General features: G+C 64.4%; 22 protein-coding genes and 2 other RNA genes. 1 reads left to right on the top strand and 23 read right to left on the bottom strand.

The features are described from left to right. Positions 1–135 precede the first annotated feature (135 nt). The 23 genes from CHB73_RS08990 to CHB73_RS09100 form a co-directional block, all read right to left on the bottom strand. Positions 136–669 (bottom strand): hypothetical protein, encoded by a 534-nt coding sequence (locus tag CHB73_RS08990; RefSeq protein WP_179216982.1) that lies wholly within the window; start codon positions 667–669, stop codon positions 136–138. Continuing rightward, positions 641–916 carry a hypothetical protein gene (locus tag CHB73_RS08995; protein WP_089274248.1) on the bottom strand — a complete coding sequence of 92 codons (276 nt, stop codon included), beginning with the start codon at positions 914–916 and terminating at the stop codon, positions 641–643. Before CHB73_RS08995 ends, CHB73_RS08990 begins: the two co-directional genes overlap by 29 nt. Continuing rightward, complete coding sequence (locus CHB73_RS09000; protein WP_089274249.1) at positions 913–1,374, bottom strand: lysozyme; 462 nt, start codon at positions 1,372–1,374, stop codon at positions 913–915. The genes CHB73_RS08995 and CHB73_RS09000 overlap by 4 nt, the downstream gene beginning before the upstream one ends. A gap of 107 nt (positions 1,375–1,481) precedes the next feature. Beyond that, entirely contained in the window at positions 1,482–1,829 is a 348-nt protein-coding gene (locus tag CHB73_RS09005; protein ID WP_089274250.1) for a hypothetical protein, read from the bottom strand. Continuing rightward, complete coding sequence (locus CHB73_RS09010; protein ID WP_089274251.1) at positions 1,819–2,073, bottom strand: hypothetical protein; 255 nt, start codon at positions 2,071–2,073, stop codon at positions 1,819–1,821. Before CHB73_RS09010 ends, CHB73_RS09005 begins: the two co-directional genes overlap by 11 nt. A 2-nt stretch (positions 2,074–2,075) precedes the next feature. Next, complete coding sequence (locus CHB73_RS09015) at positions 2,076–2,654, bottom strand: Rha family transcriptional regulator (protein ID WP_089274252.1); 579 nt, start codon at positions 2,652–2,654, stop codon at positions 2,076–2,078. 248 nt (positions 2,655–2,902) lie between these two features. Next, positions 2,903–3,352, bottom strand: a complete 450-nt coding sequence (locus CHB73_RS16465) for a hypothetical protein (RefSeq protein WP_143337352.1) — start codon at positions 3,350–3,352, stop codon at positions 2,903–2,905. Further along, positions 3,349–3,549: a hypothetical protein gene (locus CHB73_RS09025; RefSeq protein WP_089274254.1), complete on the bottom strand. Its 201-nt coding sequence runs from the start codon at positions 3,547–3,549 to the stop codon at positions 3,349–3,351. The genes CHB73_RS16465 and CHB73_RS09025 overlap by 4 nt, the downstream gene beginning before the upstream one ends. Continuing rightward, a complete protein-coding gene (locus tag CHB73_RS09030) occupies positions 3,546–4,052 on the bottom strand; it encodes a hypothetical protein (protein ID WP_089274255.1) in 507 nt (168 codons plus the stop codon). Before CHB73_RS09030 ends, CHB73_RS09025 begins: the two co-directional genes overlap by 4 nt. Positions 4,053–4,066: 14 nt before the next feature. Next, entirely contained in the window at positions 4,067–4,288 is a 222-nt protein-coding gene (locus CHB73_RS09035) for a hypothetical protein (RefSeq protein ID WP_089274256.1), read from the bottom strand. After that, positions 4,285–4,527: a hypothetical protein gene (locus tag CHB73_RS09040; protein ID WP_089274257.1), complete on the bottom strand. Its 243-nt coding sequence runs from the start codon at positions 4,525–4,527 to the stop codon at positions 4,285–4,287. Before CHB73_RS09040 ends, CHB73_RS09035 begins: the two co-directional genes overlap by 4 nt. Positions 4,528–4,539: 12 nt before the next feature. After that, an RNA gene (locus CHB73_RS09045) (hammerhead ribozyme type II) lies at positions 4,540–4,604 on the bottom strand. A 7-nt stretch (positions 4,605–4,611) separates the two neighbouring features. Beyond that, positions 4,612–5,070, bottom strand: a complete 459-nt coding sequence (locus CHB73_RS09050) for a Mor transcription activator family protein (protein ID WP_235641571.1) — start codon at positions 5,068–5,070, stop codon at positions 4,612–4,614. Beyond that, a complete protein-coding gene (locus CHB73_RS09055; RefSeq protein ID WP_089274258.1) occupies positions 5,067–5,519 on the bottom strand; it encodes a gp16 family protein in 453 nt (150 codons plus the stop codon). The genes CHB73_RS09050 and CHB73_RS09055 overlap by 4 nt, the downstream gene beginning before the upstream one ends. Before the next feature lie 167 nt (positions 5,520–5,686). After that, an RNA gene (locus CHB73_RS09060) (hammerhead ribozyme type II) lies at positions 5,687–5,774 on the bottom strand. Between the two features lie 3 nt (positions 5,775–5,777). After that, on the bottom strand, positions 5,778–6,296 hold the full coding sequence (locus CHB73_RS09065; RefSeq protein WP_089274259.1) for a host-nuclease inhibitor Gam family protein: 519 nt from the start codon (positions 6,294–6,296) through the stop codon (positions 5,778–5,780). A 12-nt stretch (positions 6,297–6,308) separates the two neighbouring features. Beyond that, positions 6,309–6,497 carry a hypothetical protein gene (locus CHB73_RS09070; RefSeq protein WP_089274260.1) on the bottom strand — a complete coding sequence of 63 codons (189 nt, stop codon included), beginning with the start codon at positions 6,495–6,497 and terminating at the stop codon, positions 6,309–6,311. After that, positions 6,467–6,820: a LacI family transcriptional regulator gene (locus CHB73_RS09075; RefSeq protein ID WP_089274261.1), complete on the bottom strand. Its 354-nt coding sequence runs from the start codon at positions 6,818–6,820 to the stop codon at positions 6,467–6,469. The genes CHB73_RS09070 and CHB73_RS09075 overlap by 31 nt, the downstream gene beginning before the upstream one ends. Continuing rightward, entirely contained in the window at positions 6,813–7,361 is a 549-nt protein-coding gene (locus tag CHB73_RS09080) for a hypothetical protein (RefSeq protein ID WP_089274262.1), read from the bottom strand. The genes CHB73_RS09075 and CHB73_RS09080 overlap by 8 nt, the downstream gene beginning before the upstream one ends. Next, positions 7,361–8,104, bottom strand: coding sequence for an AAA family ATPase (locus CHB73_RS09085; protein WP_089274263.1), 744 nt, complete (start codon positions 8,102–8,104; stop codon positions 7,361–7,363). The genes CHB73_RS09080 and CHB73_RS09085 overlap by 1 nt, the downstream gene beginning before the upstream one ends. 19 nt (positions 8,105–8,123) lie before the next feature. Continuing rightward, positions 8,124–10,334: a Mu transposase C-terminal domain-containing protein gene (locus CHB73_RS09090; protein ID WP_089274264.1), complete on the bottom strand. Its 2,211-nt coding sequence runs from the start codon at positions 10,332–10,334 to the stop codon at positions 8,124–8,126. Next, on the bottom strand, positions 10,334–10,570 hold the full coding sequence (locus CHB73_RS09095) for a helix-turn-helix domain-containing protein (protein ID WP_089274265.1): 237 nt from the start codon (positions 10,568–10,570) through the stop codon (positions 10,334–10,336). Before CHB73_RS09095 ends, CHB73_RS09090 begins: the two co-directional genes overlap by 1 nt. Beyond that, complete coding sequence (locus CHB73_RS09100; protein ID WP_089274266.1) at positions 10,567–10,995, bottom strand: hypothetical protein; 429 nt, start codon at positions 10,993–10,995, stop codon at positions 10,567–10,569. Before CHB73_RS09100 ends, CHB73_RS09095 begins: the two co-directional genes overlap by 4 nt. 254 nt (positions 10,996–11,249) lie before the next feature. Between CHB73_RS09100 and CHB73_RS09105 the strand changes: the two genes are divergently transcribed. Next, entirely contained in the window at positions 11,250–12,056 is an 807-nt protein-coding gene (locus tag CHB73_RS09105) for an XRE family transcriptional regulator (RefSeq protein ID WP_089274267.1), read from the top strand. Positions 12,057–12,305: the final 249 nt, after the last annotated feature.

A 12,305-nucleotide genomic window follows, 5' to 3' on the forward strand; every position in this document is an offset into this window, starting at 1 on the left:
CGGGCCTCCTCGGTCAGCAGTTTCAGCAGGGCGTCGCGCTGGGCCGCCACCCCCTGGCACCATGCGCCGTAGTCCGCCGCGTGGGTCAGCAGGTCGGCCGGGCTGGCGGCTGCCCCGTTGGCGGCGTTGGAGCCGTCAGCGTAGCCCGGCGTCAGCGGCGGCGGGGGCGGCGGGGTCTGTCGCAGCTCCGCCGGAATTGGCGGCTTCGGGCACTCCGGGGCCACCGAGACCAAGGGCCTGGTTGTACACGCGCACAAAATCAGGGCCGAAAGCGCAAGCAGCAAGGCCAGCCGTGGCATGGGGTATCTCCTTGGTGATGAGGGTGCGGGTTTGGGCCAGGCGCTGCCGGGCCGCAAGGTAGTCGGCGGCGGTCTGGTCCGCGCGTTGGGTGGCCGCAACGTAGCGGTCCAAGGCCTTGGCCTTGCTCTCGGCCCAGGCGGTGGCCTCGGCCTGGCGCAGCTCGGCAAGGGCCGTGTCGCCTTCGGCCTTGGCCGTGGCGTGGCCATGGCGGTAGCCGCTCCAGGCGCTGGCCAGGCACAGCAGCAGCACGGCGAGCGCGCCGCCAAGGCCCAGGGCCAGCTTGCGGGCGGGAATTGCGGTGAGGGTGGTCAAATCCACAAGGGCCTCCTCTTTGTCCGGGCTACTTGTCCGGGTTGTCTGGGCGGGCATTGCCGCCGCTGATTTGATTGGTGATTTGGCCGCGCGCCTTGGTGAGGAAACTTTGCCCAAACGCCGCCACGCCGCCGCCGCCCAGCAGGATGCCCAGGGCCTCGCCAAAGGCGGCAGCGCTGAACTCCTGGCCTTTCCACAGGGCAACGGTTTGGAAGGCCACAAGGGCGATGAAGGCGGCCAGCACCAGGGCGGTGTGGGCCTCTGTCGGCACGGGGGTGGCGTTGAAGGGGCGCAGCAGGTTCACGCGGGCTCTCCGTCGCCGGGCGTGCAAAACAGCTCACGCTCGGCCGCGCGGCGGGTGACCAGCCCTGGCTGCACGCGGCCCTTGCTGCGCGTCCAGCGGGGGAACTCATCGGCCGCGCCGTCGTAGTCGCCCGCGTTCAGCTTGCGCAGCAGGGTGGAACCGGCAAGGCCATCCTCACCAAGGCCGCAGTTGTAAGCGAAGGAAACCAACGCGCTGAACTGGTTGCCGGTGACGCTTACTGCCAGCAGTTGCTCCACGCCGGGCTCGAACTCGAACGCCAGGCGGCGGGCCAGGCGCTCCTCGGCTTCGGCCTCGGTAATGGTGAGGCCGGGGCGCACCGTTGGGCCGGTGTCGCCGTAGCCTATGGTCCACTTGCCAGCGGGGCAGCGGTAGGCCTTTAGCCGCAGGGCTTCTGAACTTTTGATGATGTGAACGCCTTGGGCGTTGGTGCGGCGCATGTTCGCCTCCTGAAGGTTTCCAGGGGCAAACAAAACCGCCCCCACGTGCCGCCTATCCTAGGCGGCAAATGGGGGCGGGACAGGATGAAGGGGTTCAGGGGGCGGGGTTAGCCGGTGACAATTTGGACGATGCGCCCGATGCTCCATAGGGCTGACACGACAACCGCAGCATACGTTGCATAGATGTACTTCATCCCAGCCACAGTGACGGCATACTCTTTTACAGCCTTATGTGTCTCATTTATCACGGGATAAGGGGCAATGGCGAGCATTCCAAAAGCAAACAGCTTCATTGCAGACTCTCCCGCCACAAGGGAATGCATTATTTCGGCGAAAAATATGAGGGCTAAGGCCAAAATAGTAAACAGCCACAGCGCACCAATCCACGGATAACGGCGGGAAGCGGCGATATTGAGCCCCACAACCGCGCCAACGGCCATAGCTTCAAGAATCATGTGCCCTCCTCACCGTTGCTCTTCTCGCTGTTTGCCCGCAGGCCATGGCCTCGCAACGCTGCTCAATGTAGCCGACGCTGTTCTCAAGCGCCACCATGATGACGCCCAGCCCAGCGCGTCCGTCGCCGCCCAGCAGGTCTACGCGCGGGTTGCTTTCAATTACCGCCTGGCCCAAAAAATTGAGCACGACCTTCACGTTTCTGGCTACATCTTCCGGGTGGTCTCCCTCAAAATGCAGGCGCATGGCTACGCCCCCAGCCGCTTAGGCTCAACCACCTCGGCTGTCCTCAGCAGGTAATGGACTTCCCGCTTGTTCACGTCAAGAAGTTTTGCGATATCGCCCATGCTTAAGCCCTTGTCGCGGTACACGCTGGCGCGCCTCATGCGCCTGCGGCGCGCGGGCGTAAGCCGCAGGGCCATGCGCGCGCCTTCGGTCAGGGCGTCCGCGCGGGCGTTCTCCAGCACGGCCCGTTCCAGGGCGTTGAAGGCCTCAATGTACTTGAGCTTCCATTGCACGGCGGCAGCCCCGGTGAAGCCCATGGCCAGCAGGGTGAAGCCGTCGCGCGTGAGGGCAAAGGCCCGGTCCTGGCGAAAGCCGCCGGATGCAGGAACGGCAACGCTTTCTTCTGTGGGCGCAAAATTGCGCCCACAGAAATCAGCGGGGAGCTGGCCACCCAGGCGGTCGATCTCGCGCAGCACGTCCTTGTGCTTCTTGCCGAAGCGCGCGGCGACCTCCTTGCTGGAGACCACTGGCGTGCGACCATCGGGCAGGAACTCAAAGCGGATGGATTTTTCGGCGGGGGCGGGAGATGTAAACGAGGTCATACTGGCTCCTTTTCAGAGGAGTTGGCATCTTGAGAAATTCAAAATGCCGGGTGCTGAAAACCGCCAGTAGCGCGGCTGGAGCTATTTAGGCTTGCGCCCTGGACATTCACCCCACACCCGGCAAACAACATGCGTTGGACACAAAAAAAACATGCGCTGACGGGGACATGGGCCGCTACTGGTCAAGGTGTTTTCAGGCACCTACTGCGGCCATTACCCCGGCGTCGGGAAAGTGTCAAGAGGAGCGATTAGCGGCGCACCTTGGGCAGCTGCAAGTCCTGTCCGTCTTTGTCCACAGCCCATATTTCCAGCGGAAGGTTATACTTGGCTCGCACGCGCAGCACCCGGCGCAGATGACGCACATGGCTGGGCTTCTCAAGTATCAGCACAATGCCCGGCCGTTTGCCTGCCTGCACGCCGTAATTCAACGCCTGCCCGATGCTTTCCGCCCATTTCGGCCCGAAGTCGAATTCGACGACATGCGTGGCGTTCGCGCAGTCCGCGCGCGATTGGTCAGGCATGACCACTTCCATTTCCCCGCGTGAGGCGCACCAGGATTCCTGATACCAACGCTCATGGTGCTCATGTCCTGCGGCCAACGCCACGGTAGGGCACAGAGCGAGTACGGCCGCCAAGGCGGCGATGTTGCGGCGCATGGAGGCGTCATAGCACAAGCGATACCGAATGCAATCAGTCATTTGCGCTGTTCCATGCTGGCCGTTCTGTTACGCTGCGCCTGCACCAGCTCCCCGAGGCGCGCCTCAATCTTGGCGAGCGGCAGGCACAGCGCTATAAGCGCCGAGGTAGCGGCCCAGGCTGCTTCGCGGCCGCAGTGCTTGTCCACGTAGCAAAACACCGTGATCACGTTCCACAGCACGAGGATGCGCCAGATCACCGCGCCACCTCCCGCCCATGGGCGTCTATCGGTTGAATCTCGTCGCAGCACACCAGACCGCCGCTCCGGCTAGTGCCGATGACCACCCGCCACTGCCCGTCTGGCCACAGAATCGGGTCGGAAAGGAGCCTGGCGCGATAGCAGCGCGGCTCGGTACCGGTGGATATTTCCCGCATGTTTCCGGGTAGCCAGCGAACCAGCATGCCCTCTCGCAGCGGCGGGGCCGGTGCGGTCAGTCGGTCCAGATACCCCGCTTCCGCCGCCTCGTGGCGTAGGTGGCGGAAGATGGCCTCCAACGTCATGAACGTGAATTTCCGGCCACCAATGCACAGCCAGCGGCCGCGCTTGCGGTTGGCCTCATACCGGCACTCGCGCACGCGGTAGAGCCCTTCGTCCGCTTCGTCCTGGTCAGGCCACTGCACCGCAGGATACAGTTCGTAGATGCGCGTCGTGCCACGAATCCGCAGCAAAATGGCGTCTGTTTTTTCGCGTTTTTCGCCCATGGTTCCGTGGCAAGCTACTTGCCACCCTCCTGCTGTTTCTTGGCCTGGGCCGCTTCATGCACCAGGTTCAACGCCTTGGCGCAAACCTCGGCCATGCGCACGGCGGCCGCCTCGGCTGTCACTTCCGGCAGGCTGGTATCGCGCGGAAAAATGGCGGCCAGGCGCTTCTTTTGCGTATCGCGTAAGGTCACGGAGTCACCGGCCGACCGGGCGAGGACGAAGCGAGGAACGGTCATGGCTTTTTCCCAAACTGCCGCCCCAGCGCCAGATAGTTCTCAATCGTCAAACCCGTCTTAAAAAACAGCTTGCCGGCCCTTTTGTTGTGCCCGTTCTGGAATGCATCCAGCATCTCTTGTATGGCTTTCCTTTGCGTCTTGGTCTTCTTCTTCAACAACGCGTCGACATTGACAGCAGACGGATTCATGATGCTGTCGAGGGCCTTTGCGGCCGCTCTCTGTGCGGTGGTTCTAGCCATGCATCTCCCCTTGTTTGGCTGCTCTTCAGGGCCGGGCAACCACGCCTGGCCGACCGTCCGTGTGGGCGGTTTCGCAAGGTGGAGCTATCCCAGCAGTGACAGTTGCACGGCCCCGCCCACGTTGACGGTGGTAACGGGCATCCGCTTCAGGATGTTGAAGATATGCCGGTCGGACAGGCGATGCGCGCGCGCCAAGCGCTGCACGGCCTCGTTGCCGCTCATGCTGCTGGTGAGCCGGTCGTATTCGGTGCAGATGGCGGCATCGCGGGCATTGCGCAGAGCCTCCGCACAGCGGGGGATGTACAGGTCCGTGCCGCTGAAGCGGCGCACCATGGCGTCCGCCGCCTCCACGCCCACCACGTCGGCCAGCACGTTGAAGCGCAGCTCGCCCAGCTTGGTTTCGCGCTTGGGCACGGGGAACGTGGTGCCGCCCAGGGTTTCCACCAGGCGCAGGGCCTTTTGCAGGCCGATGAGCTGGGCCAGCTCCCGCGCGGTGGCGGGCAGGGTGTCGATTGCTAAAGACTCCATGGTGTCGGTGCTCACAGCCCCACCTCCTGGGCGGCCTGGCTGGCCTCCCGCTTCGCCCGACGCTGGGCATCCTTCACCAGGGCGGCGATAACGCCGCGCAGCTGTTCCGACTTGGCCCATTCCAGCCGCTCCACCGTGTACATGCGCGCGGCCAGGCCCACGGCGTAGGCCCAGGGCCGCCCGGCATCGGCCAGGAGCGCGCCAATCTTGTCCAGCAGGGGCGCGGCGCCAGGCATGGCGCGGGGCGTGGGCTTTTTGCGCGCCGGGCGCGTGTCCGCGTCGTTCCAGCCACGCTTGCGCAGGGCGGCGATGACAAGGGCGAGCTGCTTGTCCGTGAGCTTCCCGGCCGAGCGCTGGCCGGTGAGGCCCTCCAGCATGTCGCGGTAGGCGTCGTCCTCCAGGCCCAGGGCCTTGGCGGCTATGTGCACCTTGGCCAGCAGGCTGCGGCGTGATTCGAAGGCCATGTGTCCTCCTTCGGGTAGCGTGTTGACGAAGTGCGGCCCTGGCTCTACTGAACAGACGGGGGCCTCTGAAGACTGGAAAACCGTCGTGCCAGTGGTTGCTTTCGAGCTTCCATGCGGGGGTGCCGGACGTTGATCCGGATGGCGTCCCGCCAGAGGCTCCCTTCTTCGTTTGGCTGCTCATCAGGCCGGGGCAACCACGCCCCGGCGACCGCGCCCCCGTCCCTTCGATAAGGGCGGCGGGAGGCGGTTTCGCTTGGGCTAGGCGGCGTCCTGAAGGGCCTCCTGCTTCAGCTCCACAAAGAACTCGTCCACGGTTTCCAGCTTCACGCCCACGCTTTCCAGGCGCTCCCCCGGCCAGCCGCGCAGGGCCTCGCGGTCCACTTCCAGCTTGGTGCGGATGCCGTCGGCAAAGCCCAGGCTCTGGAGCCGCCCCAGCACCTGCGCCCAGGTGTGCTTGGCCAGCAGGCGCAAGCTGGTGGACCGGCGGAAACCCAGGACGCCGAAGTTCAGCTCCAGGCTGCGTCCGCGCTGTTCGCCGAAGAGTTCCTCCTTCTTCAAGGTGCCGAAGATGCCCAGGGCGTCCTCCAGGCGCTTGCGCGAGGCGGTGAGCGGTTCCAGCTGCTGCTTTGCGGCGGCCTTCAGGGCGTCAATCTGCTCATTCAGGCCCTGCTCAATGAGGGCCTGCTCGCGGCTGATTTCGGCCAGCTGGCGCAGGGCTTCGTCAGCCTGGGAAAGATCGCCGATGATGAGGGGCTGGGGCTTGGTTCTTGGGGCCATGCTGCGTTCTCCTTACTGCGGCCGCGCGTGCTGCGCGGGTTCGGTGATGGGCAGATGCGCCGCCTCCAAATGGGCGGCGATGTCCTGGCATTCTTCCAATACAGCCGCCACGCGGTCGGCTATCTGGCGGTGCTCCTCCGGGAGCCTGGCCGCCAGCTCGCGCAGGCGCGCTACGGTGCTGGTGATTTTGCGGGCGAGCATGGTGCGTTCTCCTTGCCGTTGGCGTTCGGGTTGTTGGGGCAGGCCTGGCAGGCGCGCCACTGGCGCAGCGCGGCCGGGCTGGATGTCGGCACCGGGCCGCACAGGCGGCGGCAGTGCTCCGGCGCAACGCTTTTGCCCGTGTGCGGGCAAACAACGCGGGCGTAGCGCTCCACAATGCGCGCGGCCATGCGGCCCGTGTTGCCGGGGTACTTCCCGGCCAGCAGCAGGCTTATGGACGGGCGGGAAACGCCCAGCTCCTTGGCCACTTTGGTGCGGCTGGAGGCGCTCACGGCCTGGGAAAGCAGCGTCAGCCAGTCAGACACGGTGCACCTCCCCGGTGTTGGCGTCCGTCACCGTGCGTTGCGAATTATTCCAGGCCGGGGCGCAGGGTCCGGTGTCGTTGGTGAGAATCCAGCGGGCAGGACCGCCGCGCCGGGGCAGCTCGGTCAGGTGGCCGGACTTGGCCAAGGCGGTGAGATAACGGTCCAGGCTTCGGCGCGCGTTGGCCTCGTCCACAGGAGCGGCCCCGTGCCCAAGCACCAGCGGCAGCAGGTCCTCCACGCTGGCCTTGCGGCGGATGCGCAAGGCGCGCCACGCCTTTGCGCGCACGCTGCCTTTGTGGCGTTCCACACAACCGCCCTTGCCTGGGCCGGAAACGGCGTTGCGGGAACCTGCCAAGGCCTCGCGCCCGGCGGCGGTCAACTCGTGCACATCCTCTCCCGTGATGATGAGCCCCTTTGCCGCAAGTTTGGCGCACGCCTTGCGCACAAGAGCGTTCGTAATGCCGACCACCCGTGCAAGCTCAAAGGTGAACTGCGACCCGGACTCGAGGTGTCCGAGGATTTCCAGCCCACGCCAGGCCATTACGCGGCCCTCTTCCTGGACACCACGCGCGGGCGGCGCGCACGCCAGTCATGGGTGATGCTCATGCCTTCCACGGCGGCCATGTCCACTTCGGCCAGGCCGTTCATCAGGCCCACGCGTTCCACGCACGCGATGGCGTTCATGACCTCGCGCATACGCCCCGCGCTCTGGCGGTGGATTTCGGCCACCAGGTCCGGGGCGATGGGCACTTCTGAAAGCTGCTGGCAGGTCATGGCCACGTCCTCCAGGCTGGCGGGCGTGAACTCCACCACCTGGGCGATGCGGCTGGAAATCTGCGGGTGCTTGGCTATGCCCGTCTGGATGTTCTCCATGCCCACCAGCACCACCATGGTTTCCGTGCGGTCGGAAAAGTCGCGTATCTTCTCCAGCACGGCGGCGTGGTTCTTCAAGGTGGCCTCGGCTTCGTCGATGACCAGCGGAATTTGCTGGGTGGCGATGACCGCCAACATGCGGTTGAACAGCTGCTCGCTGCTGCCGCGCGGGTCCACGGCCAGGGCCTTGGCCAGCTCCACCAGGAAGTAGCGCGGCGTCCAGTCGATGTTGGCGCGCAGGAACACGGCCTCCGCGTCAACGGCCCAATTGGTGAGCACCTCGCTCTTGCCGTAGCCGGGCTGGCCGTAGACCAGCATCATGCCCGCCTCGGCCGCGCCCCGGTTCTCCACGGCGGCCACGCCCGCGCTGAACCGCTCATAGTTGCTTGTCCGCACGAAGGTTTTTCTCACGTCGTTGCTCCTTTTCCGGTTAGAGGCCTGGTGTTTCTAACGCCGGGAACAGCTGCGCCGGGGTGAGCGCCAGGCCTTCGTATTCAAAGCGCTCGCGCAGCATGGCGTACTCGCGGCCTTGGACATATTCCGCCAGCCAGGCGCGGTCCGCGTCCGTCCACTGGTCCTGGTGGCGCATAAGCCAGCGAAATTTTTCGGTGGACCGCTCGAATATGGGCCGCTTGGCGGCGGCGGCTTGCGCCTGGCGCTCGGCCTGGGCGGCATCGCGCTCGGCCTGGGCCATGACGGCGCGGATGCGCTCCAACTCGGCCGGGGTGGCGGCGGGCGCGGGCTCCGGCTGGGCCGAAATGGTGATGATTTGCCGGGCGCTCAAGCTGTCCGCCATGAGCGCCGGGGCGTCCTGGGGCACGGTGATGCTTGCGCCGGGGGCGATGCGCTGGGCCTTCTGCTCCAGGCGCTTCAACTGGGCGCGTTCGCGCTCGGCGCGGGCGTCCTCGATGCGGGGAATGGGGAAGTAGTCCATGGCGTTGGCGTCAAGCTCCGCCCGGCAAATCTTCTCGCCCGCCTCGGTCCACACCGTGACAAAGGTGGCGTCCCAAATGTCGTACCGCACCTCCACAACCTCATCGTGCAAGGGGGCCAATTCGTGGGCGAAATAGTCGCGGTTCCACAGGCGCACCATGCCGTTTTTCACCTTGCGGAACGTGCCCGGCATGAACAGGTCATCCGCCATGTCCGCTGGCACCGGCATGGGTTCGAACACGCGGCCCAGGCAGTGGTTCCAGTATTCGTTCGGGCTCATGTGGCGGCGCTTGCCCGCTGCATGATCCTCAATGCTGGGTAGGCCACGGTGCGGGCTGGCGTTGTATTCCTCAACACGGGCCAGCAGCACCTTCTTGAAGGTCTCAAACGTGGGCAAAAGCGCCGAGCGCCCGTGCTTTTTGAGCTGCGCGCGGGTGATCTTGAACACCTTGTGCGCCGCGTCCTGGTCCATGTCCGCATGGGTGCAGGTGTCCAGCTGCTTGGCGGCGGGCACGCAAATCGTCTTGACCGCGCGCTCCATGAGACCCTTGCCCTGCGGACGGCCGGGGATGGCGTTGGCTATCTGGATGCCCAGGCGTTGCAACATGCCTGTGCCGGTGCCGGTCAGCACATACGCGGTGTAGCCGGGGCCGTTGTCCGTGTAGAACATGGCCGGAATGCCGCCGAACAGGCAGGCCATGCGCAGGGCGTCCAGGGTGGCGGCCGCGCTCTCGGCCAGGGCCACGGAGATGCCCACGCAACGCCGGGTGGCGACATCCAGAATCAAGACCACCTCCGGCTTGAACGGCCGCCCTGTGTCCGGATGCTGGATTTCCGCGTCAAAGGTGGTGCCGTCCGCCGTATACACGTCGCAGGGCAGCAGCTTTTCCGTCTTGCGCTTCAGGTACGGCTTCAAATGCAGCAGCGCGTTGCCCGTCTTGCGCCCGGCCGCCAAGTCCGGCTTGGCCACCTTGGCCAGGAAACGCCGCACGGCGTCTATGGACGGCGCGCGGCTGGGCTGCTCGGCCTGCCAGGCGCGGGTGAAATCGCGGTGGGCCTCGGCCAGGCTGGGGTTCTGCGGGCGCTGGTAGCAAGCCAGAAATAGCGGGGCCCAGGCGGGCACGGACATATCCTTTTGCGGGGTGCGCGGCGCAAGGGCCAGTTCGCCACCCTCGGCATAGAGCGCGCACCATTCATACAGGCGGCGGCGCGAAAGCCCGCGCCCCTCGCCCACGCCGTACTTGGCGTTGGCCACGGGCACCAGCTGGGCAAGGCGCTCACACAGGGTTCCCGCCTTGGACATTTCTTCCAGGCGATGGATGGATTTTTCCTTACCTGTCAGCCGCGTCAGCCGCTCAATCTCGCGCACGAAGGCCAGCCGTGCCAGCACGGTTTCACGTTGTGGCGCGGTGAGCTGGGAGAGGTCGGCCATGCGCAAGACGGCTTGCTGGCGCGGGTCGGCCGCCGGGGCGGTGCAACCGGTCAGGGCGGGCGCAAGCGCCACGCCCTGGTCGGACAGTTGCGCGGTGAGGATGGCGTCCACTGTTGCCTTGGGCATGGAGGCCAGCAGCCATTCGCTGCCGCCGCCACGGGCGCGGCGAGGCCGGGCCTGCCAGCTCTCGCGCTTGGCGCGTTCCCGCACGTTCCTGGCGTCAATACCAAGGAGTGGCGCGAGTTCGGCGCTGGAATATGCCTCCAGGGCAGACATTACGCGGCCTCTTTCAAGTCCGCAGGCAAGCTTAAAATGTTGTTCGGGCAACCATATGCTTTGAGCTTCGCCAGCACCACGCGGCTGTTGCGCCGTCCGTGGATGGTGTGGGACACAAGGGAGTGGTCCACGCCGAGTTCGTCGGCTATGCCGCCAACGGACAGGTTCTTTTCCTTCATCCATTCGATGATGCGCCAGGACTTGCGTTCCCTGCCGCTTCCCATGCGATAACTCATATGTTGCCCTCCAGTATTTTCTTGCGGCGGCGCGCTTCGCGTTCAGCGAGGCAGGCCTTGCCATAGTCGCGCAGTTTGCGGTCCTCCTCCGTCATCACATCCAAGCCGATGACGCGCAGAACCATTTGTAACGGGGCCGGGTCACGGGTCGCCGCGCAAAACACCACAACGGCAAGCAGCGAGGGGGTATGGTCGCGGTCGGATGGCGCCAGCCATTTGTCCAAAGTGTCTTTGCTGATAGAAAGGGCGTTGCCCGTGGTGAGGCGCAGGCCAGCTTGACGGGCTATCTCATTCACCTTGTCTACGAGGAGCTTGCGGCCCGCAGAGTCAGCTCCAGCGGCTCTGTTCATGGCCGCCCGAAGCGCCGGAACAAGCCCCGCAAGGGCTCCATGGTCATCATGGAAGAGTGAGAGCTGCTTTTGCATCGCCTTCCCGTCCGCTCGGCTCGTACGGCTACGTCCGTTTTGTACCGGTTGGTGGACGTTGACCCTTGCTTGCGCCTGGGCTAGTGTCATTCCGTGTCATTCCGTTTGTGTTAGGCACAAGCAATCTTTGCCAAGTTTTCTTTGGACGGTCAACAAGAAAAGTGCGTCCATCTTAACTTTTCTTTGGCGCTCTTCGTTTTGTGTACGCAACTACCGAATATCGTGGATATTTTGGTTTAAAAACAGGAGCTTTTATGCCGTCCGAGTTCTCATCCGACAAAGACAACGCAACTCGGACGCCAACTTCTTTTGGTGAGAGGGTGCGTCTTTGCCGTGATCTTGCTGGAATCGGACAGCAGGCACTGGCAAGTAAAGTTGGTGTCAGCCTCACCACCATCCAAAACTACGAGGGAGGGCAATACCCAAAAGGGGAGATTGCCGTTTCCTTGGCGGGGGCGCTTGGATGCACGCTTGATTGGCTTCTTGCCGGGCGCGGCCAGGTATTTGACCCAACGCGCACGACGATTGAAGAGCTCACCTGCGAATCCCCATGTGATGCGCCGCTTTCGCGCGTGAGGGCGACGGCGCCGTTAACGCCGGTAATAGAAGCGACTTCGCCGCAATTCATTGAGTGCATGGACTGCCAGCTGACCATGGTGCCCATGGTGGAGGCGCGGCTTTCGGCGGGGACGGGGAGTTTCGAGACAGGCGAGAGCGTTGAGAGACGCTATGCGTTCCGAAGCGACTGGATTAATACGAAGGGACAGCCGTCAAGCATGGTGCTCATGCGCGTTGCGGGCGACAGTATGGAGCCGCATATTTTCAATAATGACACAGTGTTGATTGACCAAAGCCAAACAAAACCGCGTGCGGGCAGCCTGTTCGCCGTAGGCGTTGAAGATGTGGTCTACATCAAGATGGTGGACACATTGCCGGGCAAGATTGTCCTGAAGAGCTACAACGAGGCCTACGCGCCGTTAGAAATCGACACGCGTGGCGACCTGGCTGACGGGATTCGGATCATCGGGCGGGCGGTCTGGATAGGGCGGGAGCTCTACTAGCGCCAGTTCTCGTTCACTCTGCGTTCGTTCAGTGCCGAAACAGGCGCAGTTTTCTTTCACATTCTGCCATTCCGTGCCAAATTGTCTTGGCCAGCCTATTTCCCCGGAACACATTGCGCCACGGGGCTTTCCCGGCGTTTCCTCCGGCGTTCGGTCAGTGCCAAAATGAATGCCTCCCCAGTACTGCTGCCGGAGGTGGCGCGACGCGGACTGTTTGGTTTCAATCCACGCCCCCGCGCGGGGGGCGAC

The sequence above is a fragment of the Humidesulfovibrio mexicanus genome (assembly GCF_900188225.1).
GTDB classification, from domain to species: domain Bacteria; phylum Desulfobacterota; class Desulfovibrionia; order Desulfovibrionales; family Desulfovibrionaceae; genus Humidesulfovibrio; species Humidesulfovibrio mexicanus.

What these genes read in the sequence shown, in the direction of transcription:
- CHB73_RS08990 (WP_179216982.1), bottom strand. Translation starts at nt 669, where the DNA reads ATGCCCGCCCAGACAACCCGGACAAGTAGCCCGGACAAAGAGGAGGCC.
- CHB73_RS09000 (WP_089274249.1), bottom strand. Translation starts at nt 1,374, where the DNA reads ATGCGCCGCACCAACGCCCAAGGCGTTCACATCATCAAAAGTTCAGAA.
- CHB73_RS09005 (WP_089274250.1), bottom strand. Translation starts at nt 1,829, where the DNA reads ATGATTCTTGAAGCTATGGCCGTTGGCGCGGTTGTGGGGCTCAATATC.
- CHB73_RS09010 (WP_089274251.1), bottom strand. Translation starts at nt 2,073, where the DNA reads ATGCGCCTGCATTTTGAGGGAGACCACCCGGAAGATGTAGCCAGAAAC.
- CHB73_RS09015 (WP_089274252.1), bottom strand. Translation starts at nt 2,654, where the DNA reads ATGACCTCGTTTACATCTCCCGCCCCCGCCGAAAAATCCATCCGCTTT.
- CHB73_RS16465 (WP_143337352.1), bottom strand. Translation starts at nt 3,352, where the DNA reads ATGACTGATTGCATTCGGTATCGCTTGTGCTATGACGCCTCCATGCGC.
- CHB73_RS09030 (WP_089274255.1), bottom strand. Translation starts at nt 4,052, where the DNA reads ATGGGCGAAAAACGCGAAAAAACAGACGCCATTTTGCTGCGGATTCGT.
- CHB73_RS09035 (WP_089274256.1), bottom strand. Translation starts at nt 4,288, where the DNA reads ATGACCGTTCCTCGCTTCGTCCTCGCCCGGTCGGCCGGTGACTCCGTG.
- CHB73_RS09040 (WP_089274257.1), bottom strand. Translation starts at nt 4,527, where the DNA reads ATGGCTAGAACCACCGCACAGAGAGCGGCCGCAAAGGCCCTCGACAGC.
- CHB73_RS09055 (WP_089274258.1), bottom strand. Translation starts at nt 5,519, where the DNA reads ATGGCCTTCGAATCACGCCGCAGCCTGCTGGCCAAGGTGCACATAGCC.
- CHB73_RS09065 (WP_089274259.1), bottom strand. Translation starts at nt 6,296, where the DNA reads ATGGCCCCAAGAACCAAGCCCCAGCCCCTCATCATCGGCGATCTTTCC.
- CHB73_RS09070 (WP_089274260.1), bottom strand. Translation starts at nt 6,497, where the DNA reads ATGCTCGCCCGCAAAATCACCAGCACCGTAGCGCGCCTGCGCGAGCTG.
- CHB73_RS09080 (WP_089274262.1), bottom strand. Translation starts at nt 7,361, where the DNA reads ATGGCCTGGCGTGGGCTGGAAATCCTCGGACACCTCGAGTCCGGGTCG.
- CHB73_RS09090 (WP_089274264.1), bottom strand. Translation starts at nt 10,334, where the DNA reads ATGTCTGCCCTGGAGGCATATTCCAGCGCCGAACTCGCGCCACTCCTT.
- CHB73_RS09095 (WP_089274265.1), bottom strand. Translation starts at nt 10,570, where the DNA reads ATGAGTTATCGCATGGGAAGCGGCAGGGAACGCAAGTCCTGGCGCATC.
- CHB73_RS09100 (WP_089274266.1), bottom strand. Translation starts at nt 10,995, where the DNA reads ATGCAAAAGCAGCTCTCACTCTTCCATGATGACCATGGAGCCCTTGCG.
- CHB73_RS09105 (WP_089274267.1), top strand. Translation starts at nt 11,250, where the DNA reads ATGCCGTCCGAGTTCTCATCCGACAAAGACAACGCAACTCGGACGCCA.